Source organism: Romboutsia sp. D33t1_170424_H2 (assembly GCF_015669105.1).
In the GTDB taxonomy this organism is placed as follows: Bacteria; Bacillota; Clostridia; order Peptostreptococcales; family Peptostreptococcaceae; genus Romboutsia_C; species Romboutsia_C hominis.
On sequence record NZ_JADOZQ010000007.1, the window covers coordinates 57016 to 82908 of the forward strand.

Genomic DNA, 25893 nt, shown 5'->3' on the forward strand with positions numbered 1-25893 from the left:
TAAGAATTTAAATTTATTGTAAAAGTTTTGCCTGACAATATATATTATTCTACAAAAAAAAATAGATATTTAAAATCTATCCCTTTTTACTTTTAATAAACTTCTTAATACTATTGCTTTATATTACTAATAATGTTAAATATTCATACTATTTGTTAATAATATAAATTTTAAAGATAACGGATTTATAGTTAACAATCTTTATAATAATTCCTTACATAATTCTTGTAAATACTTTTCAAATCTTATATTATCTTCTTTCTTCCTTTTTGATGGACCCTTTACTCGAGCACCTGAGCTTCTTAGTTTTTTTGATATATGTCTTGTAAATAGTAATTGGTCTATATTTTCATTTGTATACGCTCTTCCATTTTGATTTATTGGGTATCCTCCCTTTGAAAGTGCCATTGCAGCTAAACCGTAATCTTGAGTTACTATTATATCACCCTTATTTACTTTATTAACCAAAGAAAAATCTACGGAATCTCTTCCTTTTGATAAGACTATAGTTTCTACATTATACTTATCAAAGTTATGTGATGTATCACACATTATTAATACTTCTATATTAAATTTTTTAGCTACTTTTATTGTTATATCTACAACTGGGCATCCATCACCATCTATTAATATTTTCATAATTTCCCTCTTCTCTTTTATATGTAATACTACTCTATAGTATTTTACTTTATAATGTTTATTAATTACAAAAAAAGATGAACTAATTTTTAAATTAGTTCATCTTTAAATTAAATTATTTTTATATACCTCGTAAATACTAAAAAATTATTAATTATATTAAATTTATTATCTGTTTTTTATCTTCTATCTGATTTGAGTTAAATGTTGCTTTTATAATTAATGGATCCCCTCCTAGTATATATATTTTCCCCGTAAAATATAAGGCTTCATCTATATCATGTGTTACAAATAAAACTGTTCTAGTTTCTTCTCTCAAAACATTTTTGAAAGCCTTCATAATGTCATTTTTATTTTTTATATCTATCGATTTAAAAGGTTCATCCATTATTATAAGTTTTGATGGTTTAGCAAATGCTCTAGCGATATTTACCCTTTGTCTGATTCCACCGCTTAAACTTTGAGGATAATAGTTTTCAAAATCCTGTACTCCCACCAAGTTTAAGTATTTTTTGCAAATTTTGTCTAACTCACCTTTTTTATAGTCATTTTTTAATATTAACTTCAGATTTTCCTTTACTGTTAACCATTCTACAAGCCTATCCTCTTGAAATATGTAACTTATACTATTTGTATTTATACCTTCTATTTTTCCGCTATCTTTTTCTACTATATTGCTAATTATTTTTAGTAATGTAGTTTTTCCGCATCCTGATTTCCCTAATATAGTATTTACTCTATTTTCCTTAAATATAATATTAAAGTCTTTAAATATAACCTTATCATCATATTTCTTATATAAATTTTTTATCTTTATATCCATACTACACTCTCCATTTAAAGGACTTTTTAGTTATAAACTTATTAAGTATATCTAAAGCAAATGAAATCATTGCTATGATTATTATCCATGCAAATATAGCTTCTGTATTAAAATTCATTTTTTCATATTGAATTACTGTTCCTATTCCATACTTTGGTTGCCCGTGAACCTCTCCTGCTATAACCACTTTAAAAGCCAATGAAAATGTAGACACTAATAAATTAGTAACTTGAAACTTTATTAATGGAAAGTAGATATATTTAAGTTTGTCTATTTTTTTTACCTTATAGATGTTTGTCATCTCTATTATGTTTTTATCAACTCCTAAAATAGAACTTAATACACCTTCATATAATATGGGGAAAACTATAAATATCCCAACTATAAAAGGTGCGTTGTCCTTATCAAACCATATAAGAGCCAATACTACTAAAACCATAGTTGGGATAGATGTTGATAAAGCATTTACGGGTTTTAGTATGTTTCTAAATAAACTACTTCCTGAAGAAACTATACCTAAAAATATTGAACTTATCAAAGCTAATAAAAAACTTACTATTGTCCTGTAAGCAGAGCTAAGCACATTTATAAAAAAATCTTCACTTTTAAATATAATTAGAATATTAGCTAGAACCACTTCTACTGTAGGTAAATATATCGGATTATCTATAAGTGTCGCTAATATTTCCCAAATTATAATTAATAATATACAAGATGCAAGTATCTGTAATCTATCTTTCCATAAAAATTCCTTCATCTGGTATATTTCCTCCTAGTGACTTTGGATTTGAGTCGAATAGCTTTTTATAATAGTTTTTGTATATATCCTTGCTATCTTCTATAGGTACGAATTTAAGATTTGCTCTTTCAATAGATTTTACAATTATAGGTTTCTCTGTTGAAACTTCTATTTCTTCACAGTATGTAGCAAGTTCTGATGGGTTATCATTTGCCCATTCTATCCCTTCTTTAACATTATCTAAAAATTTATTAGTAAAATCTTTATTTTCTTCTAAAAAACTATTCTTAACTATAATAGTTGCTTGAGGATATCCATATTCTGAATCTGCTATTTCTTTATATTCATCATTTAAGCCTTTAAATATTTTCACATTTTCTTTTTTAGTCATGAGGGCACTAAGAGCTGGTTCTGGTACTATTGCTGTATTTTCTTTACCAGACACTATCATTGGTACTAATTCACTTGGTGAATTTACATAGCTAAAATTAACATCACCTTCAGTATTTAATCCCTTTTCAGATATTATATATTGTGCTGTTATGTCTGGTGTTAAACCCTTACCTATGTTCATAATATTTTTTCCTTTTAAGTCTTCATAATTATTTATATCTTCTGTTGAAACTATGTAAGATGAACCAAACCCTGTTGTTCCTGCTATTTGGTAATTCTTTGTTTTGTTATAAACTATAGATGCCATATTAGATGGTACTATAGCTATATCTGGTTCTTCTTTCATAACTGTTGTTGAAAGGGTTTCTGATGTCTTTTCTATCGTATATTCAATTTCATAATTTGACTTTATTTCTGGTTTCTCTTTTATTAATTTAGCTATTGCTATTGTTGGTAATCCATCTGGAGATACCACTTTTACAACCTTCTTAAATGTTTCGTCTTTAATACTTTCTGATTTTTCTTTATCGATAGATGAACAACCTGACAATACCCCCATTGCAATTATTCCTGTTGATAAAATACTTATAAACTTTCTCATATCTAATCCCCCTTTTTTATAAATTCCCTATAACACTTATTTGTTCAAATAAATTCTGTCAACTTTATCAAATATTTAATTTTTCTATCCTTTATATTTTCTATATTTATAATTAATTTACCTTTTATCATATTCTTTAGCTTATTAATTATTCATCAAGTAATATAGCAACTATTCATTTTTATTCTATTATTCTTAAAATTACGAAAATATAAGATTTCTAATTATTTTGTTTAGATTAATTTTAAGTTGGTATTTATATTAAAGTATTTAAAATATAATTTATACTTAGGGAGATGAATTAAAGATGAAATCTTTAAAAGGAACTAAAACAGCACAAAATTTAATGAATGCATTTGCAGGAGAATCAATGGCTAAGAACAAATACCAATTCTATGCTAAAATAGCTAGAAAAGAAGGATTTGCTCAAATTGGAGATATATTTGATGAAACTGCTCAAAACGAAGAAATGCATGGAAAAATATTCTTTAGATACTTATTAAATGATTTCACTAAAGAGGATGTTCAAGTAACAGGTTCTTATGGGGTAGGTATGTCTAGTACTTTAGAAAACTTAAAAACAGCAGCAGCTGGTGAAAATGAAGAAGATACTCTTTACCTAAAATTCGCTGCAGATGCTAGAGAAGAAGGATTTGAAGAAATAGCTGCTTCTTTCACTCATATTCACACAATAGAAGCTCATCATAGAGATAGATTCTTAAGATTAGCTAAAAACATAGAAGAAAACAAAGTTTTCGAAAAACCTGAAGTTAAAGAATGGATATGTACAGTATGCGGATATGTTCATTCAGGAACAGAAGCTCCACAAGTTTGTCCAGCTTGCAAGCATCCACAAGGATATTATGAAATAAAAGCTGAGAACTTCTAAGGCTAAGTATATGAGGAGGGTTAAACACATATCATTTATCAATAATGTGTATTTAACCTTTTTTATATCTCATAAATGTTTACTTTTATACTACTTTATATCATTTATTCTAACGCAAAAAAAGACTAGGTATTTTACCTAGCTTTTTTGTGTTTAGAACCTATATACTATGCTTTTTTAACAACACTAGACTTTAATTTCATAGCTCCAAAACCATCTATTTTACACTCTATATCGTGTCCATCAGCTGCATCTGGAACTAAACGTATACTCTTTACCTTTGTTCCTATTTTTATAGAAGATGAACTTCCCTTAACTTTAAGGTCTTTAACTACTGTTACAGCATCTCCATCTTTTAATACGTTTCCATTTACGTCTTTTATTACAACTTCTTCTTCAACTGACTCAGTTGGATTCCATTCATATGCACACTCTGGGCAAACTAAAAGATTTCCATCTTCATATACATATTCTGAATTACATTTTGGGCAATTTGGTAAAGTTTCCATAATATTATTTCCTCCGTTCAATATAATTAATATTTTTACTCATAGGCTATATAATATCATAGTCTTCTCATATTGACAAATCTTCATACCGGCTAGGCTCAAAGTTAGTATTTATCCTTGCTAATATAATTATGTTTTTATCACTTAATACTGTCTATTTTAATATTTTCTGATAAGTATCAAATTATTAATACTTTAAATCTCAAACTAATATAATTAAACATAGAATTACTTAACTAATAGAAATAATTTTACTAATACAACTTAGATTCACTAAGTATTCTATTATAATTTCTATTTATTAGGATTGTAATTTTCACCTTAAAATAACAATGTGATTTTTAGATAAATAATTTGGAGGATATCAATATGAAAAATAAGATTTTTAGTGTTTTATATAATACAATATTTCGTAATCATAATAAAAACAATATAAAAATAAAGTCAATAGCATCAAGACAAATTCCTTATGAAATTGAAGTTATCGCTGAAAATTTATATGTACCTTGGGCTATAAATATAAGCAATGAAGGTAACATATATTTTACAGAAAGATCTGGTGCTATTAGAATTATTGAAAATGAGAAACTTAATCCACAGCCACTCATCACATTTAGTTCTCCCTTTATAAGTCAAGGAGAAGGGGGATTAATGGGTATTGCCTTAGATCCAAACTTTTCAAATAACCATTATATTTATATTATGCATTCATATCTAGAAGCTAACCAAGTCTATAATCGTATCATTAGATTGGTAGAAAATAATAATATAGCATCCATTGACCAGATTATTCTAGATAAAATTCCTGGAGGAAGTATTCATAATAGAGGAAGAATAAAGATAGGTCCAGACCAAAAATTATATATAACAACAGGAGATGCCGGAAATCCTGCATTAGCACAAGACCCTACAAGCACCGCTGGAAAGATACTTCGAATAGAATTAGACGGAAGTATTCCTAAAGATAATCCAATTATTAACTCTCCTATTTATAGCTTAGGTCATAGAAACCCTCAAGGCTTAGCATGGAATTCAAAAAATGTATTGTATGCATCAGAGCATGGGCAATCAGCGCACGACGAAATAAACATAATACAACCAGGAGCCAATTATGGGTGGCCTATCGTTCAAGGAGATGAAGAATCTACAGAAGTTATAACACAAAAACCTTTGATACATAGCGGTGAAGTTACATGGGCTCCATCTGGTATGACCTTCGTAAATCAAGGACCATGGGAAGGAGAATTACTCGTTGCTACTTTACGTGGACAACAGTTGCTTGGTATTTCGCTAAATGGAAAGGGAACAGTAGTTAAGAATGTAGAATCATGGCTAAAAAATGAATATGGACGTTTGCGTGAAGTTGTCCAAGGAAAAGATGGTTCAATTTACCTTGCAACAAGTAATAAAGACGGTAGAGGGAATCCTGATATAAATGATGATAGAATTTTCCGCCTCACTCCAAAATAAAAACACAATTTCTAAATATACTTTCTTATGGCATAATCAAATTATTTTCTAAATAATTAAAGTAATTAAAATATAGGAGCTTACCTTTGATTTATGAAAAATATAGAATATATGTAAAGAGGTCTATAAAATATATTTTATAGACCCTATTAAACTTAATTCTCTTTTTTATGCAATTATATTTTTAATCACAGTAAATTTTTATCTATTTTTATAGAATTTATACTAAAGGTGCTTGAATTTGGGTAGTGAAAAGGAAAATATGAAAATGGCCATCAACAACAGTAGTTTGTCCAGATACTAAATGAACATGTTTATTAGTTCCTGGTATTGGAATTGCTGGACCAGTTGTAACGCGTATTTGATGGAAATGATCTAAAAAGTCTGTATTGTCATTTCTGATTCTATGAACATGGTTTGTCCCACCATTTATTGGAATAGCTTCTCCTGTAACACCAGCAACTCTATGATTATGTCTGTCATCGCCTTCTTCAGCTAATTTAACACTTTCTGAGTATTCATGAACATGCGTCTGCATTTCGTCTTCTTCATGACAATTACAGCAATTACATTTATGCCAATTCATATGTTTACATTCATCTTCATTATGACATTTACAGCAATTATCTCTATGACAATTCATATGTCTACATTCATCTTCATTATGATATCTCATACATTTAAAGCTGTTACCTCTATTATCATTATCTCTTCTGCATCTATTATTTTGAAAACTCATTCTTTCTCTCTCCTATTATATTATATTAAAAGACTCTTATAAGAAATCTCTTGATATAATATATATGAGCATTTGTCAATTTCGTTCCTATTTCTCGTTAATTTTACATAATTCCCTCCTTTACACACCACTATAATTTTTCGTTTTTTAGTAAACAATTTTCCCTTCACTCTTGATACTTCTTACTTTTTTAGATTCCATTAATATGTATTAATAGTTAGATTATTATTAATCATAATACTCAAGTTAAAATAAAAGATTCTATTCAAAAAATATTATCCTCTTATATATTGAAACATCATCATTCCACTTTATTTCGTCAGAAAGGTGCTTTGGAATTAGTCTATATATTCTAATTTTTTATAAGTTATTGGTTAAAATAACATAAGTATTAAATATTTTAGGCAAAGGAGATATTTTATATGAACTTTTTAAATGGTCAAGAAACACTTAGCACCATTGACTGGATACTTCGTGCTATTATTGCTTTTTTCTTTTTGCTAGCAATTGCAAAGTTATTAGGGCATCGTTCCATTTCTCAATTAAGACTAATTGATTTTGCTATTACTTTAGTAATCGGTAATATTATTGCTCATCCATTGTCTGATGAAAAGCTTGGACTAGAAGGCTCCATCATTACAACACTTGTATTAGTTGTTCTATATATTTTGGGAGTATTCATAGTTCTTAAATTTCCGTACCTTGGAAAAATTATTAATAATCCACCAATCACGCTTATTCAAAATGGTGAAATCCTTTATAACGGGCTAAAAAAAACACGAATATCAATCGATATATTATTAGAAGAATTACGTGAAAAAAAGGTAGAAGATCTGAAGAAAGTAGCATTAGCAACATTAGAGCCTAATGGTAAAATTTCTATTTTTTTACATCCAGAATATGAGCCCATTACACCTTCACATTTGTCTATTAAAGTGGAACCTTTTGGTTTTCCAAGAACAATTATTAAAGATGGTAAAATTAACTTTGAACAGCTAAAAATGCTTAATAAAGATGAGAACTGGGTTGTTTCCAAATTAGAAAGTTTATATCAAGTCGATGTAAAAAATGTTTTACTTGCCACACTTGATAATAAAGATAACTTGAATGTTTTTTTATATAAATAATCAATTGAGACATAAACATATCCATCTCTAAACAGATTAGTTTAAGCCTCTTTTATTCTAAGAATCTCATTTATCTATGATGCTGTTATCAGAGACTTACTCTACGGATCTTATTTTTATTTAGTTTGTTATTTATCTCACTTGCATACCTTTTTAAACCAATGAAAAATATCACCTTCTATATTTACATTTATCTGTCTCTTAGCAGCATAACTACGTATTAAATGCCTTATCTAACTACTTCAAAATATCTATAATTGATCTTTCATCCAATTGAACTAAATTCAAAATTAATATATTAATTTTGAATTTTGTCCTTAAAAATCTAAAGAATTTTTTTATTTACTAAATTGACAAAATCCTATATTTTTTAATATTTATTATATATAAAAACCCGTATCACTTCGTTGTGATACGGGTTTTTATATATAACCTTAAATAAAACTATTGGTTAAATTACTACTTTAGTATAATTTTTTAAATGTATTTTAAATTACATAGCTCTAGCAGGGAATATTGCATCTAAAACTCCAATAACTATAGCTGCCAGTATTGCGCCTATAATAGTTACACCCATATCAGGTACTAAAAATTGTGCTAAATATATTATTATAGCTGCAATTATAAACCCTTTTATTCCTTTTCCAAAAGGAGATGCGTCAACTCCCATAAGTAATTCTGCTAAATAATCTAATCCAGATATAACAACTGCAGCTATTAAAAATGACCATATTCCATTGATTGAAAATCCTGGAGTTACAAATGATGTTATCATTAGAATAACTGCGACTAATATAAATCTTCCTATCCATCTTAATAAACTATTATCATTTCCTCTTTTTTCATTATTATCATGTGCCATATAAGCCACTCCTTTAATAAAATTTTATAATTACTTTTTGTTGCTAAATCTTTACGAATAAATCCTCAGTATCAATTATATAATTTGCTTTTAAATAATAAATATTTATTATTTTTATATTATAGTTATATATTGACCACTATATTAAATTTTATTCCTTATAATATTGAAAAACCTTACAATTATAATTTTATTATTTTCTAAAATCTTAGTAATTCCTATTTTTACTTTTTGTAAGCTAGGTTCAAGTTTAATAGTTAAAAGAGTATATAACAATGAAAAAATTTAAAAAAATTCATTTTTATCATTATTTGTATTAATGCTTATTTTAATTAATTTGATTATTATAAAAACTTTTTATTAATACTCTAATGTCTAATAAAATATTACAACACTAAAAATCCATCTACTATCAACTATTTTGCTATATAGAAGTATAACTTACCATATATAAATAACACTACCCTATGAATTAATAATATAATTATTATTATACTAAATTCCACTATATCTTACTTCTAATGCACTTCTCTGTACTTTACTCTACGAAACAAATTTTTCTTTATTTTCTCATTTATATTGTCACCTTTAAATTCATTAACTTCAATACAACTAAATGAAAATACAACATTCTTGTGGGATAAGCACCTTCTCTAAACATATATCATAAAATATTATAAAGTCTATGAAAGGAATGAGAAATATGTTTAATGTTTGTGAACCATATACCTATTCTTACTGGATTAATACACCAATGTATAATATTTATAGAGGATATACATACCCTTACTGGGTTAATGCTCCAATGTATCCATACCCCTTCTGGACTAACACACCAATATATAACTCATACTTTAAGAGACAAACTACTAAATTGAAGGATTATGGAGCAGAGCCATTTACAGTTAATATTGATGAAGCTACTAAGCAAAACAATACTTTTCGTACCGCTTTATGGACAGGAAACAATCTGCAAGTTACCTTAATGAGCATCGATGTTGGGGATGACATAGGTTTGGAAGTCCACCCAACAGGTGACCAATTCATACGTATTGAAGAAGGTCAAGGTCTTGTTAAAATGGGTGAGAATAAAGATAAATTGGACTTTGAAAGAGAAGTTCATGATGATTATGCCATCATGATACCTGCTGGTAAATGGCACAATGTAATCAATACGGGTGATAAACCACTTAAATTGTATGCTATCTATGCCCCACCTGAGCATCCACATGGTACTGTTCATAAAACTAAAGCAGATGCAGAAGCTGCTGAGCATAACTCCGAGCATTAATCAAAAGATACTGTAAAAATGGCTTTCTATGTTAAGATTAAATTCTCGTAGGAAGCTGTATTTTACAGCAAAACAAATTCTTCTATTTATACAATATAAGTATAAACTTTAATATAATTGTTTATAAAATCTAAATTCTATATTTCATTCAGAATATAAAGCATAACTATTCACTATAATTTATATACTTTTATTTAAGTAATCTAATGACTTTCCGTTTTTCATTAATAAATACCAAAAGACCGTATCAATTATTTGATACGATCTTTTTTATCTATCTTATAAAGTTTGTAAATATCTTATCTTCTTTTTCATTTTCTTTAACTTGAGATTTTCCAGCTTCAAGTACTTTCATCATCCAAGCCATATTTTTCCCAAGTACTCTCATTATTTGCATACCTTCTTCATCTTGAGTCACTTCTCCAGGAGTAGTTCCATAAGCTACATTCCAATAATTAGATGTAGGCATTATCATTTCTGAATAATTAATATAGTTATTTAATTGGTCAAATACAGGTATCCCTCCTGATCTTCTTACTGCTACTACACTTGCTCCTATTTTATGTCTAAACATTCCTCCATTTGAAGAAGCTACATAAAAAGCACGATCTAAGAATGATTTCATAGTTCCTGCTATTGCTGAATAATGAACTGGAGATCCTAAAATTATTCCATCAGCTTCTTTCATTTTTTGAACCCATTCATTTACTCCATCAGTTTCTATGACACATCTTTCATTCTGATTTCTTGAACATCCCCCACAAGCTAGACATCCACGTACTAATTTATTTCCTACATGAACAATTTCTACTTCTATCCCTTCTTTTTCTAATTCCGCTGCTACAGTTTTTATAGCATTATAAGTATTTCCGTTCTTATTAGGACTTCCATTGAAAGCAACTACTTTCATAACTTTACCTCCAAACATTGATTTTGCCTATGTGATTATTATATTTGTCATCTAGAAGCCTTACAAGTACGCACTTTTTAGTAAGATTACTTACCTATAGGTAAGATTTTTGAAATAAATATATTTTGAAATAAATATATTTTTATAAAACTAAAAATAATATATAATATATTCATAAGTAATTTATTATAGTATTACTTTATTAAGAATAATTAGCAGGTAGGTAAAATTAATGGTTTATTATAATGGCAAAGAATTTGTATGTTTATTAGACTTCGCAATGGAATTTATTAAAGGTAAATGGAAATCTATTTTATTATGTAATTTATATAGAGGACCTAAAAGATTTTTAGAACTTCAAAAATCCATTGGAAGTTTAAGTCAAAAAGTTTTAAACGAAAAACTTAAAGAGCTTGAGAATGATGGTTTAATAGAAAAAATAGTATATGCTGAAGTGCCACCTAAGGTAGAATATTTCCTAACTGATAAAGGAAAAGAGCTTTATGAAATTATATCCCCTCTTGAAAATTGGTCTAATAAATACTACCCTAACTTAGATAAGATTCATAAATAAATATTATATAAAAGCAACTATATATTACTTTTATATAATATTTATTTTTTGTTTTATAAGATACAATATCTAATATATATCTAGAAAATAATATACAAATAAAAACCGTATCACTTAATTGGGATACGGTTCTCCGTTACACTTCTAAAAGAGATAATTTTTAGGTTAAATATTTTCAAATCAAGTATTTTCTACAATTATCTTCTCTACTAATTTTATCTCTGATCTAAAACCCAACTTTTTAAGATGTATTACTAGTTCATTCCCATCTATTACCCTATAATGAGACTTTCTAGTAACTTCTACATTGCCAATTATTTTTGCAATTTGTAACGTCTTATATTTATTTTACATAATATTTTCACCTCAATCCAACTATATCTTAACCTATATAATAAGTATGGTGTTGTAATGGATAGTTAGACTTAACATCACTTATGATACTGTTATTTTTACATTATAGTTATATATTTATTAATATATTAAGTATTATATTTTATTCTTAGTATATCTCAAGCAAAATACAATATTTCAGTATCAACCTAAAGAATATTTTGCCTTAATATATCTAAAACTACATTATACGTAAATTTTGCTATATCAAGGAGGGCATATTATTGAAAGCTATTGTATATGAAGGAATTAAAAATGTAAATGTACGTGATGTAGCCGATCCCAAACTAGAAAAAAGTGATGATATTATTATTAAAGTTACATCTACTGCTATATGCGGTTCAGATCTTCATTTAATTCATGGAATGATTCCAAATCTTAAAAAAAATTCAATCTTAGGTCACGAAACAATGGGAATAGTTGAAGAAGTAGGTAAAGATGTTACTAAATTAAAAAAAGGTGATAGAGTTGTTGTTCCTTTTCCTATATCTTGTGGACATTGTTTCTATTGTGAACATGAGTTATATAGTCAATGTGATAACTCTAATGAATATAGCTCATGTGGTGGTATATTTGGTTATAGTGATACTTTTGGTGGATATGATGGAGGGCAAGCAGAATATTTAAGGGTTCCATATGCTAATGTAGGGCCTATAAAAATTCCTGAAGAATTATCAGATGATCAGGTACTTTTCCTTACGGATGTTTTGCCAACTTCTTACTGGGGTGTTGATAATGCAGGTGTTAAAAAAGGTGATACAGTTGTTGTACTTGGTTGTGGACCTATAGGTCTTTCTGTTATCAAATGGCTTATATTAAAAAATGTAGGAAGAATTATTGCAGTGGATAGAGTTTCATACAGACTTAAGCATGCCGCCTCCTACAAAGGTATTGAGACAGTTAACTTTGAAGATCATGATGATACAGGTGAGTACATAAAAGAAATTACTCATGGTGGTGCGGATGTTATTATAGACTGTGTAGGAATGGATGGTGTAATGTCAAACTTTGAAAAAATTGAAACTCTCCTAAAACTTCAAGGAGGTTCAAAGTCAGCAATTGAAATTTCATCTAGAGCTGTTAGAAAAGGGGGAACTGTTATGATGGTTGGTGTTTATGGTGCAAGATATAATCTGTTCCCATTAGGTGATTTCTTTTCTAGAAATATCACATTAAAGATGGGTCAATGCCCTGCTCAAGCTTATATGCCTAAAATTTTAGATATAATCAAAAAAGGTGAATATAATCCTACTGATATTATTACTCATAAGTTGTCATTATCTGAAGGTAAACATGCCTATGATATATTTGATAGTAAATTAGATAACTGTATAAAGGTAGTCTTAAAACCATAATTATAAAAACCGTATCACTTACTTGTGATACGGTTCTCTGTACCTTACTCTACAGATCATATCTTTAAGGTGACAATAGTGCCTCTGTTTTTAAATTCTTTATTTTATAATACCAACCAGAAGTTAATGATGCTATTTATATCTACAATAACTTTGATTTACTCCCCTTTTCTAGTGTCATCTTTACTAATGTGTTGTACCCCCATAAATATAAGATTCATTAGTTCTGTTAGGTTTTTCCATTGTGATTCCTTTGAATCGAGGTAATAAAAGTTTTTTGTTCCTTCTCGACGTACATTCACAATCTCTGCTTCTTTGAGTATTTTAAGATGATGAGATACAGCAGGACGTGAGAGATGAGTTTTTTCTGTAATTTCTCCCACTCGAATTCCATTAAAATCACTCTCTAATAGAGTAAGTAAGATCAATTGCCTTGTTTCGTCACCGATAGCAGAAATTGCCTTACGACATATTTTAAATTTTGATGTTATTTCTTTTAATCTTTCTTCACATTCTTTTTCCATAAACTTCTCCTCACACTTATAAGTATCTTACATTAGCTGTTTCTTTTTGTGCAGTACGTCTGTATTTCACATCTGGATATCCAAGAACTAGCGTTGTAACCACATAATCATTGCGTTTTAGATTTAAATGTCTTCGTAATTTTGGTGAATGGTTTACTACACTTGTAAAAAATCCACTATATAGTACACCCAATCCACAAGACTCTGCCATTAGTGCCATATTTGATGCTGCAAGCGATCCACTAACCTTATCTTTAGTTACTACCATTATTGCAATAGGTGCCTGTTTAAAAAAGAAGTTATCATCAATCGTAACTTCTTTTGCACTTTTCATAAAAAGGCTTACAATTGATTTTATTCTTCTAAAAAATTTCACTGCTATTTTCTCATACTTACTTTTGTCCTCACCCAAAACAATGTATGATACATTTTGTGCATTTTTAGCACTAGGTGTAAATCTACCTGCCTCAATAATTTTTTGTATAATTTCTGAAGGTAATTTTTTATTTTTAAACTTACGGATAGTTCTTCTTGATTTAATTGCCATTAATAATTCATCTGAATCTAAAACAGGTTGTTTTGAAAGTTCTATTGGTGGTTCATCAAATCCTGTCAGTGTAATAGCTTCTTTTGGACATATTGCTGCACAGTGACCGCACTTTATACAATCTTGATTTTTTATTACTGATTTTTTATCTTTAATAATTATATTATTTACCGGACAATCATTTTTACAAAGGCCACACCCAATGCAAAGATCTTTGTTAACTTCAATTATGTGTTGCTCTTTCATAATATATTCATCTGCCTTTCGTTTATTTGTTTAAACCATTATAACATTTAAATATTTTAAAATTTCATTGGTAAAGAATTTGATTACCATTAAATTTTATTAATAACACTACTTTTAGTTATTATTGTTAGTTTAACTAGCAAGAGTAATATATTTTTAATTACATACAAATTGAAATTAAAGTAATCGAACTTGATATAGAAATTAATTGCAAAGAAAAAAGCACTCCATCTCGCAAGATTAGTGCTAATTTTTATTAACTTATTCTTATATTAGATTTCAGTTAAGCTATTATCCCTTACTTATGGTGCGGTGCTCCGTTACAGCTTTAAATGAGCACGATTTTATTTCCCTTTTATATCCTATATTCCTCTTATATTTACATCCCTTATTTATTCTTATTTTAAGTATTAACTATTTAAACCGCCAAATTTATTAAACTTAATATGGTGCTTATTTTCTATACATCTCCAACATAGCTACGTGTTAAATTCGGCATTATAAGTTGTCCGTTATTGCTATATTTTTTATAAATTTTTTTTAATTCATTAACGTAGTTATTATACTGTGAATCATTACTTTTTAGGGCATATGAGGATGATAGATTTCGTCCAATAAATTCATCCATATCAAAAATTAAATTGTTAGGAAAAACTTTTGTTTCATATTTACCGTTAAAAAAATCTGAAAAATCGTCCTTATTAGTTTTACCATACATTCCATCAGAAAAACCTTTGAAATTTGGGCAATATTTGCGATTAACTTCATAGTTTTCTATAACTAATTCATTGTTATTATCTCTAATATTCCAAACCAAAATCACTTTTTCTTCAGGTTTCAAAATACGCTGGCACTCTTTTTTAAATCTTTCCCTATCAAACCAATGGAAAGCCTGTGCAACAGTGATATAATCAACGCTATTGTCGTCAATAGTAGTATTCTCAGCATTTCCATTAACAGATGTAAATCCAAGAAAATTATTTAAATTAGTTTCAGCAATATCACGCATATCAGCATTAGGTTCAATACCATATACCTTACTACCTTTTTCAAGTAGTTGCCGAGTTAAAATACCAGTACCAGAGCCTATATCAGCAATAATACTCCTTTGAGATATTCCTACATCTGTAAAAAGATAATCAATAAAGTCGAAAGGATATGATAGACGATATTTAGAATATATTTTTCCCATACCATTAAATTTATTTTCATTCATATCTCTAACCTTCTAAGCTAATACAAATAATATTGCATATAATTTATGATTTATTCACATTCAGTATATAAGACCATAAAATTCTATCTATATAGAAATATTTTTTATAGATAGATTTCTATAGCTAGGTCTTGTATTCTTCTTTACTAATTATTTCAAAACTATGATTTTTTCCTTTTCATATTGTTTGATAGGATATTTGATAAACTATTTTGCCTACATTCTATAATTCATGACATACAAAGATCTATTTTTATTGTTTAGATTTTTACAAGTCATATACTTCCTTATCTTGAACTGTTTTAGAATAATGCATTCCAAGACAATAAATACATTAGAATTATTATCCCATTAATAAGTAAATCTGAAAATATCTATAATTTACCTTATAATAAAAGACTCACAAATACTTGTAAACCAAGTAATTGCAAGCCTTTTATTAATGTACCTAATGAATCTGAACTAACAATCTATGTTTTATTAACCCCTATTTCATATACTTAAATTTTATCTAACTATTAAAAAATGTACTTATTTATGATATGATTCACCGTATCAGCAATAAGTGAAGTATATATACTAATATTTAAAAGCTAAAAGCTTATTTTTTAATTGATTTTCAATATTTCTTAATTCAACTTCGGCTTCCCTACGTTTTTGACGTCCTTCTGTTTGTATATTAAGTATTTCATCAAGAGTTGAAATTAATGACTCATTTGTAGCTCTAAGTGTTTCAATATCAACAATTCCTCTTTCAGACTCTTTTGCAGTTTCTATAGTTGAAGTTTTTAATATTTCTGCATTTTTACGTAAAAGTTCATTTGTCATATCTGTTACTTCTCTTTGAACTCTTGCAGCATTAGCAGCGTGAGCAACTCCAAGTGCTAAAACCATTTGATTTTTCCAAAGTGGAATAGTATTTATAATTGTAGATTGTATTTTTTCAGACATTAATGCATCATTATTTTGAATTAAACGAATTTGTGGAGCCATTTGTAAAGAAATCATTTTAGTTAATTCTAAATCGTGAATTTTCTTTTCAAAACGATTGCAAAGAGCTACAAAATCATTCAATTCTTGAGCATCCTGAGGGTTCCCACTATTTCTTGCTTTTTCTTGCAATTTAGGAAGTTCTTCCTTTTCTAGTTTTTGAAGTTTCTTTTTACCAGCTAAGATATACATAGAAAGCTCTTTAAAGTATACTTTATTTATTTCATACATCTTATCTAGCATAGCAATATCTTTTAAAAGCTGTATTTGATGCGATTCAAGAACATTACACATTTTACTAATATTCTTATCTACATTTTCATATTTTATTTTCATTTGGGAAATCTTATCCTTACCTTTTTTAAAGAAACCTAAAATTCCTTTTTTCTCTTCGGATTCTTCAAAATTCTTTAATTCATGAACTACACTAGATAATATTTCCCCAATTTCACCTAAATCTTTAGTTTTTACATTATTCAGCGCTGACTGTGAAAAATCAGAAATTTTCTTTTGAGCACCTACCCCATATTGTAAAATAGAATTTGAATCATTTATCTCTATTTTATCTACAAATTGATCAACCATCTTTTTTTCTTCTTCTGTAAGTTGTATTTCATCAATTATTTTTTCTTCTACTTTTTCCTCTTTTACTTTTACATTAAGCACCTCATCTTGGAATGGTTGAAAAGTTAATTCTGGTTTTATATCAATAGACCCTTCTTTGAATTCATCACTCATTTTTAATGCCTCCCTTTTATTTAAAACTTACTTTTTAAAATCGTCTTCTGCTAATCCCTCTTGTTTAAATAATGTTTTAAGAACAGAAATATCTGCAGAAATATCTAAAACAACATCTTCAAATAAATCATCTAATAAATTTTCAAAAGCGCTATTAATAAGATCAATACTCTTTTCAATTTCACTTTTAGCACTTTCTATATTCTCACCTTGAACTAATTGATTGTTTATATCTTTGTACGAACTAATTAATTTTATAGTAATAGGAAGATAATGATTTATAAATTTATTAACTTCTTGTATCTTTTTAGGATTCTTTTCAACTTGAATAAGGATTTGGTTTGAAATGTTTCCTAATTTATCTAACTTTATAGCTATTTCTTCTTTATAAAGATCATTTCTTATACTTTTTATTTGTTCAATATAATTTCTTCCTATTTTAATTGTAGATTCTATTTCTTCTTTTTCTAAATTTTCTATTTCTTCATTTAATTTTTCATTATTGCTCTCTTTAACCATTTGTTGCTTTTTTAAATTTAAATAGTCACCATAAACTTCATCACTTAACATAAAGTAAGTTTTTTCTTCATCTATATGTCCTTCTAAAAACATACCTAAGTCAATCATTTTACTTAGATCTTTAACAACAAAACTCTCTTTTTCTTTGGCAAATTTAGCTAAGTCCTTAATTAAGAAATAACTATTGTCATCAATAAACCTTACATACTTCTTAAAACGTTTTACTCTTTTTCTTAAATTTATTCCTCTTAATAATAAACCTACACTTACTGCAAGGAATAAAAATAGAACTCCAAAAATAATGTTGCTACCTAAAATAATTCCACTGAAGAATGTATTAACTATTAGAAATATCAACACTGAAGAGCCAAAAACTAAACTTCCACTCGCTCCGAATAATATATAAAGTATTCCCGATATACTTCCAGCTGGTCTTTTACTAATATATGTTGATATATTATTTTTAGATTTTTTATTTAAGCCCATATATTTTTCACTATATTCATTAAGCTTTGATTTAAATTGATTTAAGGTATCCTCAGTTTTATCGTTAACATCCTTTTTAAAATTAGCTAAATCTATTGCTTTAAGTGCATTGCTAACTGTAGACATAATTTGGTCTTCTAAATTAGAAAAATCCTTTTTATCCATTATCTTGCCTCCAGATTATTTTTCTTATAATTAACATAAGTCTAGATATATACTATACCGTTATGTTAATATTTTAAGTTTATTATATCTTATAATTTAGCTAATTGTAACTGCTAACTTAAAAGGAATATAATAAATATATTTTATAAATACATTATTACTTATGATACAATACCTTTGCTAATAAATATAGCCTTAAGTAAGTCATATCAACATCTGAGGCTATGTATCTTGCTTATTTATGATACGGTTCTCCGTTACACCCCCAAAGGATGTCGCTTTTTATTCTATTATATTAGTATATTTTTTAATTTCTCTATATCTGTATATGGAAAGAAACTCAAGAATAGATGAAATCACAAATATAATATTTTTTATCATAAGTTGTCTAGTAAGAGCAACTTACCTTGTTTTTAATTTAATCATTTTGGGTATCATAAGATAAGCTACTTTAAAATTTTAAATTGAAAGAGGACATTTTAATATGATAAGCATAATCGGATTAATTTTATCATTATCTTTGATAATATTCTTAGCCTACAAAGGGTATTCAACTATTATTACAGCTCCCTTAGTTGCCTTACTTACAGTATTTTTAATAGGTGGAGATACTAATACACAGTTAATGGTTCATTATACTGAAGTATATATGGGTGGGTTTGCAAATTTCGTAAAGAACTACTTCCCTATTTTCTTAACAGGTGCAATCTTTGCTAAATTAATGGAAGAAGCTCTTTATGCTAAATCCATAGCAAATTTCATTACTAAAAATTTAGGTAAAAATAAAACTATATTAGCAGTAGTACTTGCTGGTGCACTTCTTACATATGGAGGGGTTTCTTTATTTACAGTTGCCTTCGTATTATATCCTATTGCCAATGTTTTATTTAAGGAATCTGATATTCCAAAGAGATTAATTCCAGGAACTATTGCTCTAGGGTCATTTACCTTTACAATGACAGCTCTTCCAGGTACTCCTGAAATACAAAATGTTATTCCTATGAGGTACTTTGGTACAGATACTTTTGCTGCACCCCTTATAGGAATTATAGCTAGTGTATTAATGCTATTACTTGGTATGGCTTGGCTTACATATCGCGTTAGAAAAGCACATGAGAATCTAGAAGGATATGGAAATCATTATATTGAGGATAGCTCTAATGAAGATAAGAATATTCCAAGTATATTTTTAGCAGTAACACCTATATTAATTATATTTTTAAGTAATTTATTCTTTTCAAAAATATTTTACCAATTAATCGATGGCTCTTATTTGAGTAAATATAACTTATCACTAGATAATGTGTCTGGCACATGGAGTGTAATTATCTCTATAGTTATATCCACATTATTTATAATAATAACTAACTTTAGGAAAATTTCTAACTTAAATAAAGTTCTTAATGAAGGTATATCAAATTCCTTTTTACCACTGCTTAGTTCTAGTGCTATTGTTGGGTATGGAAGTGTTATAAAATCATTGCCTGTATTTATTGCTTTGCAATCAATGATATTAAATGTATCCTCTAATCCAATAATTTCAGAAGCTTTATCAGTGAACATAATTTGTGGTATTACAGCATCTGCCTCTGGAGGACTTACTATAACACTAGATGCTCTATCATCTACCTTTATAGCAATGAGTCAATCCCTTAATATTTCTCCTGAAATAATGCATAGAATAGCTGCTTTAGCTTCTGGTGGACTTGATACCTTACCTCATAATGGAGCAGTAATAACAACACTTGCTATTTGTAGCCTTACTCATAAGGATTCCTATAAAGATATTTTTATTACCTCTGTTGTTATACCTATATTAGTAACCGCATTGGTCGTTATTACTACATCTATATTATATACTTAAGAGTAATGGTATAAAAATAACCACACTTTAGAATTTTCAATATATTAAATCCTTAGGTGTGGTTATATATTTAGCATGATCTATGGAAAAAATTATCCATTGTGTAAATTCACGCATTCCTTCACGTCTTTTTTCTTATGGATACTAATATTATCACTAGAATCTTTTCAGTATATCACAAGAGAGTTATACTTTACTTGTGATACGGTTCATTATTATTTATTCTAAACGCTCTATAAACTTGCTCTAAAAGTATAAGTTTCATTAACTGATGAGGGAAAGTCATCTTAGAAAAAGATAATTTATAATCAGCTCTCTTCAATACTTCTTCACAAAGCCCTAAAGAACCTCCTATAACAAAAGTTATATGACTATTACCTCTAACAGCTAACTTGCTCATAGTATCTGCTAATTCTTCAGAAGATAAATTCTTTCCATCAATAGCAAGTGCTATAACATAACTATTACTCTTTATTTTTCCTAGAATTTTTTTACCTTCCTTTTCTTTAACTATTAACATGTCCTTTGGGCTTAAGTTTTCTGGACATTTTTCATCATCTAATTCTATTAAATCTAGTTTACAATACTTAGATAATCTTTTTGAAAATTCTTCTATTCCTAATTTTAAATACTTTTCTTTTAATTTACCTACGCTAATAACCGTTATATTCATAAGAATTCTCCTTTATTCTCTTTATTTATGTCTTTGTAAGTAATATTTATTTAACTTTGTATATATCTGAAACTTCTTCTCTTAATAAAACATCTAACTTAACATCTTGTCCAACTATTATATCATTTTGAGTAAGTATACTCTTAGATGTCTCATATGCTAGTTCTGGGAAGTTATTTTCTTTACTTAAATGAGCTAATAATATTCTTTCCGTTCCGTTATTTATAAGCTCAACACAGAATTTAGCTGCATCTTCATTTGATAAATGCCCTTCCTCTGACATCACCCTCTTTTTTAATGAGTATGGGTAAGACCCCATCATAAGCATATTAGGGTCATAATTTGATTCTAATATTACTAATTTTGATTTATATAAATGTCTTCTTATATTGTCATCTATATATCCTATATCTGTAGCTATAGACATCTTATCATTCCCTGTGTAGAAGTTGTATCCTACTGCGTCCGATGCATCGTGTGGTATTGAAAATGGTCTTATTACCACATCTCCTAAAGAGTAAGTTTTATCATTTTCAAATACCTTCATATTATTACTTTCTATATTTCCTAATTTATCTTTCATAGCACACCATGTTTTTACATTTGCAAATATAGGTATATTATATTTTCTAGACATTATCCCTGCACCTTTTATATGGTCTGAATGTTCATGAGTTATGAATATTCCTTTTATATTTTCCATGTTTATTCCTATATCATCAAGTCCTGTTGTTATTCTCTTTCCACTAAGACCTGCATCTACTAATATTCCTGTATCTTTATACTCTATATAATGGCAATTTCCGCTACTTCCACTTCCTATTGAACAGTATTTTAGCATTTATTCACCTCGTCTTCTCATTGTCATAGATTATATTATACCAAAAAACTCAAGCATTAAATAATTATTTAATGCTTGAGTTAAAATTTACTTGTATTCTTTTATAATTTTATCTATATCTACACCTTTATCATTCCATAACTTTACAAACTCTGCACTACTTACATTTTTGTGCATATATGTAGAGTAATATTCCTTTAAAGTATCAAAAAATACCTTATCTCCCACTTCTTTTCTTACTTCATGGAAAGCTAAAGCCCCTTTAGTATACACATTTAAACTATATTCAATTGAGTTTGAATACCCTGTTACTGGTTTAAATATATCTTCACTACGATAGCTTTTGGCCTGTAACTCCATATTATCTATTAATTTTTTAGCTAGTTTATCTCCATATTTTTTTTCAAAGTATAATATTGTGGAATACTCTGTTAGTGCTTCATCTAGCCAAGGTTCACTTATTTCATTATTTCCAACCACTGAATACCACCATTGGTGCGCTGTCTCGTGTGCAATTACATATTCTAATAAAAACTTATCTCTCTTATTATACAAGCTTTGATCTATCATTATTAAAGTTGGGTATTCCATCCCTCCTATAAAAAAGTCGCTTGCTATTACAGAGTATGTATCATATGGATATTTCCCAAATAATTCACTAAATATCTCCATAGAGCTCTTTGCGATATATGTAGCATCCTTAGATAATTCTTCATTTAAATTATATGTATTAATATTCACTTCATTATATTTATCACTATCAACGTGAAACTTATCACTTAAAATAAAAGCGAAATCTCTAACTTGTCTTGCTTCTACTTCATAAAGAGTCTTATCACTATCAGATGTCTCCTTTACTACCTTCCCTGTGCATCCCATTTTATACTTTTTAGGCAAAAGTATCTTTAAATAGAAGTCGCTTGTATCACTATAAAATGGATCACCTACTGTTTCATAACTATTTAAATTCCATCCGTTGGCATCATTGACACTAGCTATTGGAAACCAATTGGCTACATTTACTGTGTTTTCTCCATACCCAAATCTACCTTGTGAATTAGGTATTTTAACATTGTATTTCATATCTATAGATACTTTATTTCCTGGCTTAATTGGATTTTTTAATTCAACCTCTAGTATATCATTCTTATCACCACTTACCTTATAGGCCAATTTTTTACCATTATTTAGTATGTTTTTTAAATCTATATATCCTTCATTAAATCCATTTGGATATGCTTGTTTCATTTCAGATTTTTCAAAAGGTGCAAATTCACTCTTTGAAAAGGCATTTGGATATATATGAAAATATAATTTGTCTAAAGTGCTTTTTGTATTATTTACATACTCTATATTTTGGTTACACATTAAACGTTTACTTTCATCATCGAAGACTACATCTATTGTATATCTATTAATCTCTTTTTCATTTGCTAGGTTAGCTGAAGGTATTCCTTTTTTATCATTGTAAAAATATACTCCTCCACTGGCTACTAAAACTAATGCTATTATTCCTACTGATAATAGCTTTCTTACTCTTTTAGTAAAGTTTATTATCAAATCTTCTCCCCCCTGTTTTACATGAATAATTTAAAAGTTTTTTTGCAAGATAAATTTATATAGCTTTTTATGATATAATTCTTCTTGATAATTATGTAGGCTACATTTAATATCACATTTTTATGATATAATTTAAAGCGAGGTGATAAAATGTTTTTTAAAGAACCTAATGAGGTTGACTTAGGTGATACATCCATTCCAAATATCTTTATAGATATATTTATGCCTATGGCGGACGGGTTATACGTTAAAGTTTATCTCCTTGGATATAAAAATGCTTGTGACCCAAGTTCTAATCCTAAGTTTAACAATAATTCTATTGCAAAAGACTTAAATATCCCTCTTTCAGATGTGTTATCAGCATGGAAGTTTTGGGAAAGCAAAAATATAATTAAAATGCACAAAAACGAAGGCCTTGATGAATTTGATTATTCTGTTGAGTTTTTAGATTTAAAGAAACAGTATATAGAAAATACCACTGTTAATACTAAATCTATTAAATCAAATACAGACTCTATCGTTTCTGTTGCTGAAAACCCAAGCATTAGAAAGATGTTTAACTCTATAAATCAAATTGTAGGCAGACATCTTGACCCAGGTGAAAAAATTAGTATTTTAGATATAATGAATAAATACAATATGAATCCAGATATGATTGTTTATGCTTATGAAAATGTAAAAGAAAGAACTGGTTCTTCCAAGCCTGTTAAATATATTGAGAGTATAATTAGAAACTGGTATGATAGCAACTTATATACTCCTGATGATGTTAAGGTTAGTTTTAATGCTAGAAGTGAAAGATATACGATATACAAAACTATATTTAATGAATTAGGATTCTTTAGACAGCCTTCTAGGTCTGAAAAAGAAACTATGGATATATGGTTAGATCAATTTAATATGGATATTGAATTAATTCTTGAAGCTTGTTCTAAGTCCAAAAATATTTCTAATCCTTCTATAACATACATTGATGGTGTTATTAAAAGTTGGAATAATAAAAGCATAAAAAATCTTCAAGATTTAAAGATACAAGAAGAATCAAGAAAATTAAAAGAAAATGTTGGTAAATTTTCCTCTAATAAGACTTCCGAAAATTATAAAAAGACTAAGTTCCATAACTTTAATGAGACATTCACTCAGTATAGTCCAGAGGAATTAGATAGAATTATCGAAAAAAGTCAGAAGGAAAAATTTAGGTAGGTGATTAGATGAACGAAAGTAAAATAAGAGAGATCCTGCTAAAGTACGAGCAAAAAAGAGATGCAGATGAACTTGACTTAGAAAAGAGAAAAAAAGAACTTTATACTCGAATACCAGAAATTCAGCATATAGAAGATGAGATTAGTAAAATTGGACTTAAACTAGCTAAGGCTGTTTTACTTGACCCTAATTCAAGAGAAAAAATAGTAAAGGAATCTAAAGAACAAATGGATACTCTAAAAGCTAGAAAATCTCTTCTTTTAAAAACTCATGGTATACCTGAAAATTATTTAGAGATGAAGTATGATTGTAATTACTGTAAAGATACTGGTTTTACACCAAATGGTGAAAAATGTAGTTGTTTTAAGCAGGAAATAATCAATGAAGCTTACAAAATGTCTAATTTAGATAGAGTTTTAAGTAAAGAGAATTTTGCCAATTTCAATTTTGATATATTTTCACCTGTAAGACCTGAAGGTGCTGGTATATCACCTAGAGAAAACATGCTTGATATATTCTCTATTTGTGAAAAATTCGTATTAGATTTCGATAAAGATAATGGTGAAAATTTACTTTTCTATGGTTCTACTGGATTGGGAAAAACTTATATGTCTAACTGTATTGCCAAAGATTTATTAGATAGAGGATATGTAGTTATATATCAAACATCTTTTAAAATCCTAGAAATTATTGAAGACTATAAGTTTAGAAGAGATCCTAATAATAAAATGGCTAATGAAAATTATAAAAATCTATTCGATTGTGATTTATTGATAATAGATGATCTTGGAACTGAACTAAATAATTCATTTACAAGTGGTGAAATTTTTAATATAGTTAATACTCGATTGGTATCTGGTAAAAAGATAATAATCTCTACAAACTTATCACCTAATCAAATAGGAAAAACTTATACTCAAAGAACCTTATCTAGAATATTAGATAAGTTTAGGCTTATAAAGTTTGTTGGTAATGATTTAAGATGGGAAAGATATAAATAGGAGAAA

General features: G+C 27.9%; 25 protein-coding genes. 9 read left to right on the forward strand and 16 right to left on the reverse strand.

From position 1 onward, the window contains the following. Positions 1 to 201 precede the first annotated feature (201 nt). From I4U66_RS09575 to I4U66_RS09590, 4 genes are all read right to left on the reverse strand, one after another. Entirely contained in the window at positions 202 to 639 is a 438-nt protein-coding gene (locus I4U66_RS09575; protein WP_166506143.1) for a YaiI/YqxD family protein, read from the reverse strand. Between the two features lie 154 nt (positions 640 to 793). Further along, on the reverse strand, positions 794 to 1462 hold the full coding sequence (locus I4U66_RS09580) for an ATP-binding cassette domain-containing protein (RefSeq protein ID WP_166506144.1): 669 nt from the start codon (positions 1460 to 1462) through the stop codon (positions 794 to 796). 1 nt (position 1463) lies between these two features. Then, positions 1464 to 2219 carry an ABC transporter permease gene (locus I4U66_RS09585; RefSeq protein ID WP_195238380.1) on the reverse strand — a complete coding sequence of 252 codons (756 nt, stop codon included), beginning with the start codon at positions 2217 to 2219 and terminating at the stop codon, positions 1464 to 1466. Beyond that, positions 2194 to 3195, reverse strand: coding sequence for an ABC transporter substrate-binding protein (locus I4U66_RS09590; protein ID WP_195928803.1), 1002 nt, complete (start codon positions 3193 to 3195; stop codon positions 2194 to 2196). The genes I4U66_RS09585 and I4U66_RS09590 overlap by 26 nt, the downstream gene beginning before the upstream one ends. A 307-nt stretch (positions 3196 to 3502) precedes the next feature. Here I4U66_RS09590 and rbr point away from each other — a divergent pair, with 307 nt between their 5' ends. Continuing rightward, positions 3503 to 4084, forward strand: a complete 582-nt coding sequence (rbr, locus tag I4U66_RS09595; RefSeq protein WP_195928805.1) for a rubrerythrin — start codon at positions 3503 to 3505, stop codon at positions 4082 to 4084. Positions 4085 to 4251: 167 nt separating this feature from the next. On the opposite strand, the gene I4U66_RS09600 is transcribed toward rbr, so the two are convergent. Further along, positions 4252 to 4593 carry a zinc ribbon domain-containing protein YjdM gene (locus I4U66_RS09600; RefSeq protein ID WP_092921613.1) on the reverse strand — a complete coding sequence of 114 codons (342 nt, stop codon included), beginning with the start codon at positions 4591 to 4593 and terminating at the stop codon, positions 4252 to 4254. Positions 4594 to 4962: 369 nt separating this feature from the next. Between I4U66_RS09600 and I4U66_RS09605 the strand changes: the two genes are divergently transcribed. Then, the gene (locus tag I4U66_RS09605; RefSeq protein ID WP_195928807.1) at positions 4963 to 6063 is read left to right on the forward strand and encodes a PQQ-dependent sugar dehydrogenase; all 1101 of its coding nucleotides are present in this window, start codon (positions 4963 to 4965) and stop codon (positions 6061 to 6063) included. 220 nt (positions 6064 to 6283) lie between these two features. Here I4U66_RS09605 and I4U66_RS09610 read toward each other — a convergent pair whose 3' ends face one another. Beyond that, positions 6284 to 6802: a YmaF family protein gene (locus tag I4U66_RS09610; RefSeq protein WP_166506150.1), complete on the reverse strand. Its 519-nt coding sequence runs from the start codon at positions 6800 to 6802 to the stop codon at positions 6284 to 6286. Between the two features lie 422 nt (positions 6803 to 7224). Here I4U66_RS09610 and I4U66_RS09615 point away from each other — a divergent pair, with 422 nt between their 5' ends. Continuing rightward, positions 7225 to 7929 (forward strand): DUF421 domain-containing protein, encoded by a 705-nt coding sequence (locus tag I4U66_RS09615; protein ID WP_195928809.1) that lies wholly within the window; start codon positions 7225 to 7227, stop codon positions 7927 to 7929. Positions 7930 to 8422: 493 nt separating this feature from the next. Here the strand turns inward: I4U66_RS09615 and I4U66_RS09620 are convergent, their stop codons facing one another. Beyond that, entirely contained in the window at positions 8423 to 8791 is a 369-nt protein-coding gene (locus I4U66_RS09620) for a phage holin family protein (RefSeq protein ID WP_092921621.1), read from the reverse strand. A gap of 703 nt (positions 8792 to 9494) precedes the next feature. Here I4U66_RS09620 and I4U66_RS09625 point away from each other — a divergent pair. Continuing rightward, on the forward strand, positions 9495 to 10082 hold the full coding sequence (locus tag I4U66_RS09625) for a cupin domain-containing protein (RefSeq protein ID WP_202819464.1): 588 nt from the start codon (positions 9495 to 9497) through the stop codon (positions 10080 to 10082). Positions 10083 to 10356: 274 nt separating this feature from the next. Here the strand turns inward: I4U66_RS09625 and I4U66_RS09630 are convergent, their stop codons facing one another. Beyond that, positions 10357 to 10992, reverse strand: a complete 636-nt coding sequence (locus I4U66_RS09630) for a flavodoxin family protein (RefSeq protein ID WP_092921625.1) — start codon at positions 10990 to 10992, stop codon at positions 10357 to 10359. A gap of 232 nt (positions 10993 to 11224) precedes the next feature. Between I4U66_RS09630 and I4U66_RS09635 the strand changes: the two genes are divergently transcribed. Continuing rightward, entirely contained in the window at positions 11225 to 11566 is a 342-nt protein-coding gene (locus I4U66_RS09635; protein WP_195928811.1) for a winged helix-turn-helix transcriptional regulator, read from the forward strand. A 617-nt stretch (positions 11567 to 12183) separates the two neighbouring features. Continuing rightward, entirely contained in the window at positions 12184 to 13314 is a 1131-nt protein-coding gene (locus I4U66_RS09640; RefSeq protein ID WP_195928813.1) for a zinc-dependent alcohol dehydrogenase, read from the forward strand. Positions 13315 to 13472: 158 nt separating this feature from the next. Here I4U66_RS09640 and I4U66_RS09645 read toward each other — a convergent pair whose 3' ends face one another. The 5 genes from I4U66_RS09645 to I4U66_RS09665 all read right to left on the reverse strand — a co-directional run bounded on the left by I4U66_RS09645 (position 13473) and on the right by I4U66_RS09665 (position 18745). Beyond that, complete coding sequence (locus tag I4U66_RS09645; protein WP_092921631.1) at positions 13473 to 13838, reverse strand: ArsR/SmtB family transcription factor; 366 nt, start codon at positions 13836 to 13838, stop codon at positions 13473 to 13475. 16 nt (positions 13839 to 13854) lie between these two features. Next, positions 13855 to 14631, reverse strand: coding sequence for a nitroreductase family protein (locus tag I4U66_RS09650; RefSeq protein ID WP_166506157.1), 777 nt, complete (start codon positions 14629 to 14631; stop codon positions 13855 to 13857). A 460-nt stretch (positions 14632 to 15091) separates the two neighbouring features. After that, positions 15092 to 15847: a class I SAM-dependent methyltransferase gene (locus tag I4U66_RS09655; protein ID WP_166506158.1), complete on the reverse strand. Its 756-nt coding sequence runs from the start codon at positions 15845 to 15847 to the stop codon at positions 15092 to 15094. A 579-nt stretch (positions 15848 to 16426) separates the two neighbouring features. Beyond that, complete coding sequence (locus I4U66_RS09660; protein ID WP_092921635.1) at positions 16427 to 17575, reverse strand: toxic anion resistance protein; 1149 nt, start codon at positions 17573 to 17575, stop codon at positions 16427 to 16429. Between the two features lie 27 nt (positions 17576 to 17602). Continuing rightward, positions 17603 to 18745, reverse strand: coding sequence for a 5-bromo-4-chloroindolyl phosphate hydrolysis family protein (locus tag I4U66_RS09665; protein ID WP_195928815.1), 1143 nt, complete (start codon positions 18743 to 18745; stop codon positions 17603 to 17605). A gap of 484 nt (positions 18746 to 19229) precedes the next feature. On the opposite strand from I4U66_RS09665, the gene I4U66_RS09670 reads away from it, so the two are divergent. Beyond that, entirely contained in the window at positions 19230 to 20609 is a 1380-nt protein-coding gene (locus I4U66_RS09670; RefSeq protein ID WP_166506160.1) for a GntP family permease, read from the forward strand. Positions 20610 to 20802: 193 nt separating this feature from the next. On the opposite strand, the gene rlmH is transcribed toward I4U66_RS09670, so the two are convergent. The 3 genes from rlmH to I4U66_RS09685 form a co-directional block, all read right to left on the reverse strand. Continuing rightward, positions 20803 to 21282, reverse strand: coding sequence for a 23S rRNA (pseudouridine(1915)-N(3))-methyltransferase RlmH (rlmH, locus tag I4U66_RS09675; RefSeq protein WP_092921641.1), 480 nt, complete (start codon positions 21280 to 21282; stop codon positions 20803 to 20805). Positions 21283 to 21328: 46 nt separating this feature from the next. Continuing rightward, on the reverse strand, positions 21329 to 22123 hold the full coding sequence (locus tag I4U66_RS09680) for an MBL fold metallo-hydrolase (RefSeq protein ID WP_195928817.1): 795 nt from the start codon (positions 22121 to 22123) through the stop codon (positions 21329 to 21331). Between the two features lie 87 nt (positions 22124 to 22210). Next, positions 22211 to 23683, reverse strand: a complete 1473-nt coding sequence (locus I4U66_RS09685) for a M1 family metallopeptidase (RefSeq protein ID WP_176698620.1) — start codon at positions 23681 to 23683, stop codon at positions 22211 to 22213. Positions 23684 to 23833: 150 nt separating this feature from the next. Here I4U66_RS09685 and I4U66_RS09690 point away from each other — a divergent pair, with 150 nt between their 5' ends. Both I4U66_RS09690 and I4U66_RS09695 read left to right on the forward strand, forming a co-directional pair. Continuing rightward, positions 23834 to 24886, forward strand: coding sequence for a DnaD domain protein (locus I4U66_RS09690; RefSeq protein WP_092921645.1), 1053 nt, complete (start codon positions 23834 to 23836; stop codon positions 24884 to 24886). Positions 24887 to 24894: 8 nt separating this feature from the next. Continuing rightward, a complete protein-coding gene (locus tag I4U66_RS09695) occupies positions 24895 to 25887 on the forward strand; it encodes an ATP-binding protein (RefSeq protein ID WP_092921647.1) in 993 nt (330 codons plus the stop codon). The last annotated feature ends 6 nt before the right edge of the window (positions 25888 to 25893 follow it).

Coding starts and splice junctions, on each gene's coding strand:
- I4U66_RS09690 (WP_092921645.1), top strand. CDS start 23,834: ATGTTTTTTAAAGAACCTAATGAGGTTGACTTAGGTGATACATCCATT.
- I4U66_RS09590 (WP_195928803.1), bottom strand. CDS start 3,195: ATGAGAAAGTTTATAAGTATTTTATCAACAGGAATAATTGCAATGGGG.
- I4U66_RS09645 (WP_092921631.1), bottom strand. CDS start 13,838: ATGGAAAAAGAATGTGAAGAAAGATTAAAAGAAATAACATCAAAATTT.
- I4U66_RS09655 (WP_166506158.1), bottom strand. CDS start 15,847: ATGAATGAAAATAAATTTAATGGTATGGGAAAAATATATTCTAAATAT.
- I4U66_RS09695 (WP_092921647.1), top strand. CDS start 24,895: ATGAACGAAAGTAAAATAAGAGAGATCCTGCTAAAGTACGAGCAAAAA.
- I4U66_RS09635 (WP_195928811.1), top strand. CDS start 11,225: ATGGTTTATTATAATGGCAAAGAATTTGTATGTTTATTAGACTTCGCA.
- I4U66_RS09680 (WP_195928817.1), bottom strand. CDS start 22,123: ATGCTAAAATACTGTTCAATAGGAAGTGGAAGTAGCGGAAATTGCCAT.
- I4U66_RS09585 (WP_195238380.1), bottom strand. CDS start 2,219: ATGAAGGAATTTTTATGGAAAGATAGATTACAGATACTTGCATCTTGT.
- I4U66_RS09600 (WP_092921613.1), bottom strand. CDS start 4,593: ATGGAAACTTTACCAAATTGCCCAAAATGTAATTCAGAATATGTATAT.
- rbr (WP_195928805.1), top strand. CDS start 3,503: ATGAAATCTTTAAAAGGAACTAAAACAGCACAAAATTTAATGAATGCA.
- I4U66_RS09610 (WP_166506150.1), bottom strand. CDS start 6,802: ATGAGTTTTCAAAATAATAGATGCAGAAGAGATAATGATAATAGAGGT.
- I4U66_RS09660 (WP_092921635.1), bottom strand. CDS start 17,575: ATGAGTGATGAATTCAAAGAAGGGTCTATTGATATAAAACCAGAATTA.
- I4U66_RS09580 (WP_166506144.1), bottom strand. CDS start 1,462: ATGGATATAAAGATAAAAAATTTATATAAGAAATATGATGATAAGGTT.
- I4U66_RS09620 (WP_092921621.1), bottom strand. CDS start 8,791: ATGGCACATGATAATAATGAAAAAAGAGGAAATGATAATAGTTTATTA.
- I4U66_RS09605 (WP_195928807.1), top strand. CDS start 4,963: ATGAAAAATAAGATTTTTAGTGTTTTATATAATACAATATTTCGTAAT.
- rlmH (WP_092921641.1), bottom strand. CDS start 21,282: ATGAATATAACGGTTATTAGCGTAGGTAAATTAAAAGAAAAGTATTTA.
- I4U66_RS09670 (WP_166506160.1), top strand. CDS start 19,230: ATGATAAGCATAATCGGATTAATTTTATCATTATCTTTGATAATATTC.
- I4U66_RS09575 (WP_166506143.1), bottom strand. CDS start 639: ATGAAAATATTAATAGATGGTGATGGATGCCCAGTTGTAGATATAACA.
- I4U66_RS09615 (WP_195928809.1), top strand. CDS start 7,225: ATGAACTTTTTAAATGGTCAAGAAACACTTAGCACCATTGACTGGATA.
- I4U66_RS09650 (WP_166506157.1), bottom strand. CDS start 14,631: ATGAAAGAGCAACACATAATTGAAGTTAACAAAGATCTTTGCATTGGG.
- I4U66_RS09630 (WP_092921625.1), bottom strand. CDS start 10,992: ATGAAAGTAGTTGCTTTCAATGGAAGTCCTAATAAGAACGGAAATACT.
- I4U66_RS09625 (WP_202819464.1), top strand. CDS start 9,495: ATGTTTAATGTTTGTGAACCATATACCTATTCTTACTGGATTAATACA.
- I4U66_RS09665 (WP_195928815.1), bottom strand. CDS start 18,745: ATGGATAAAAAGGATTTTTCTAATTTAGAAGACCAAATTATGTCTACA.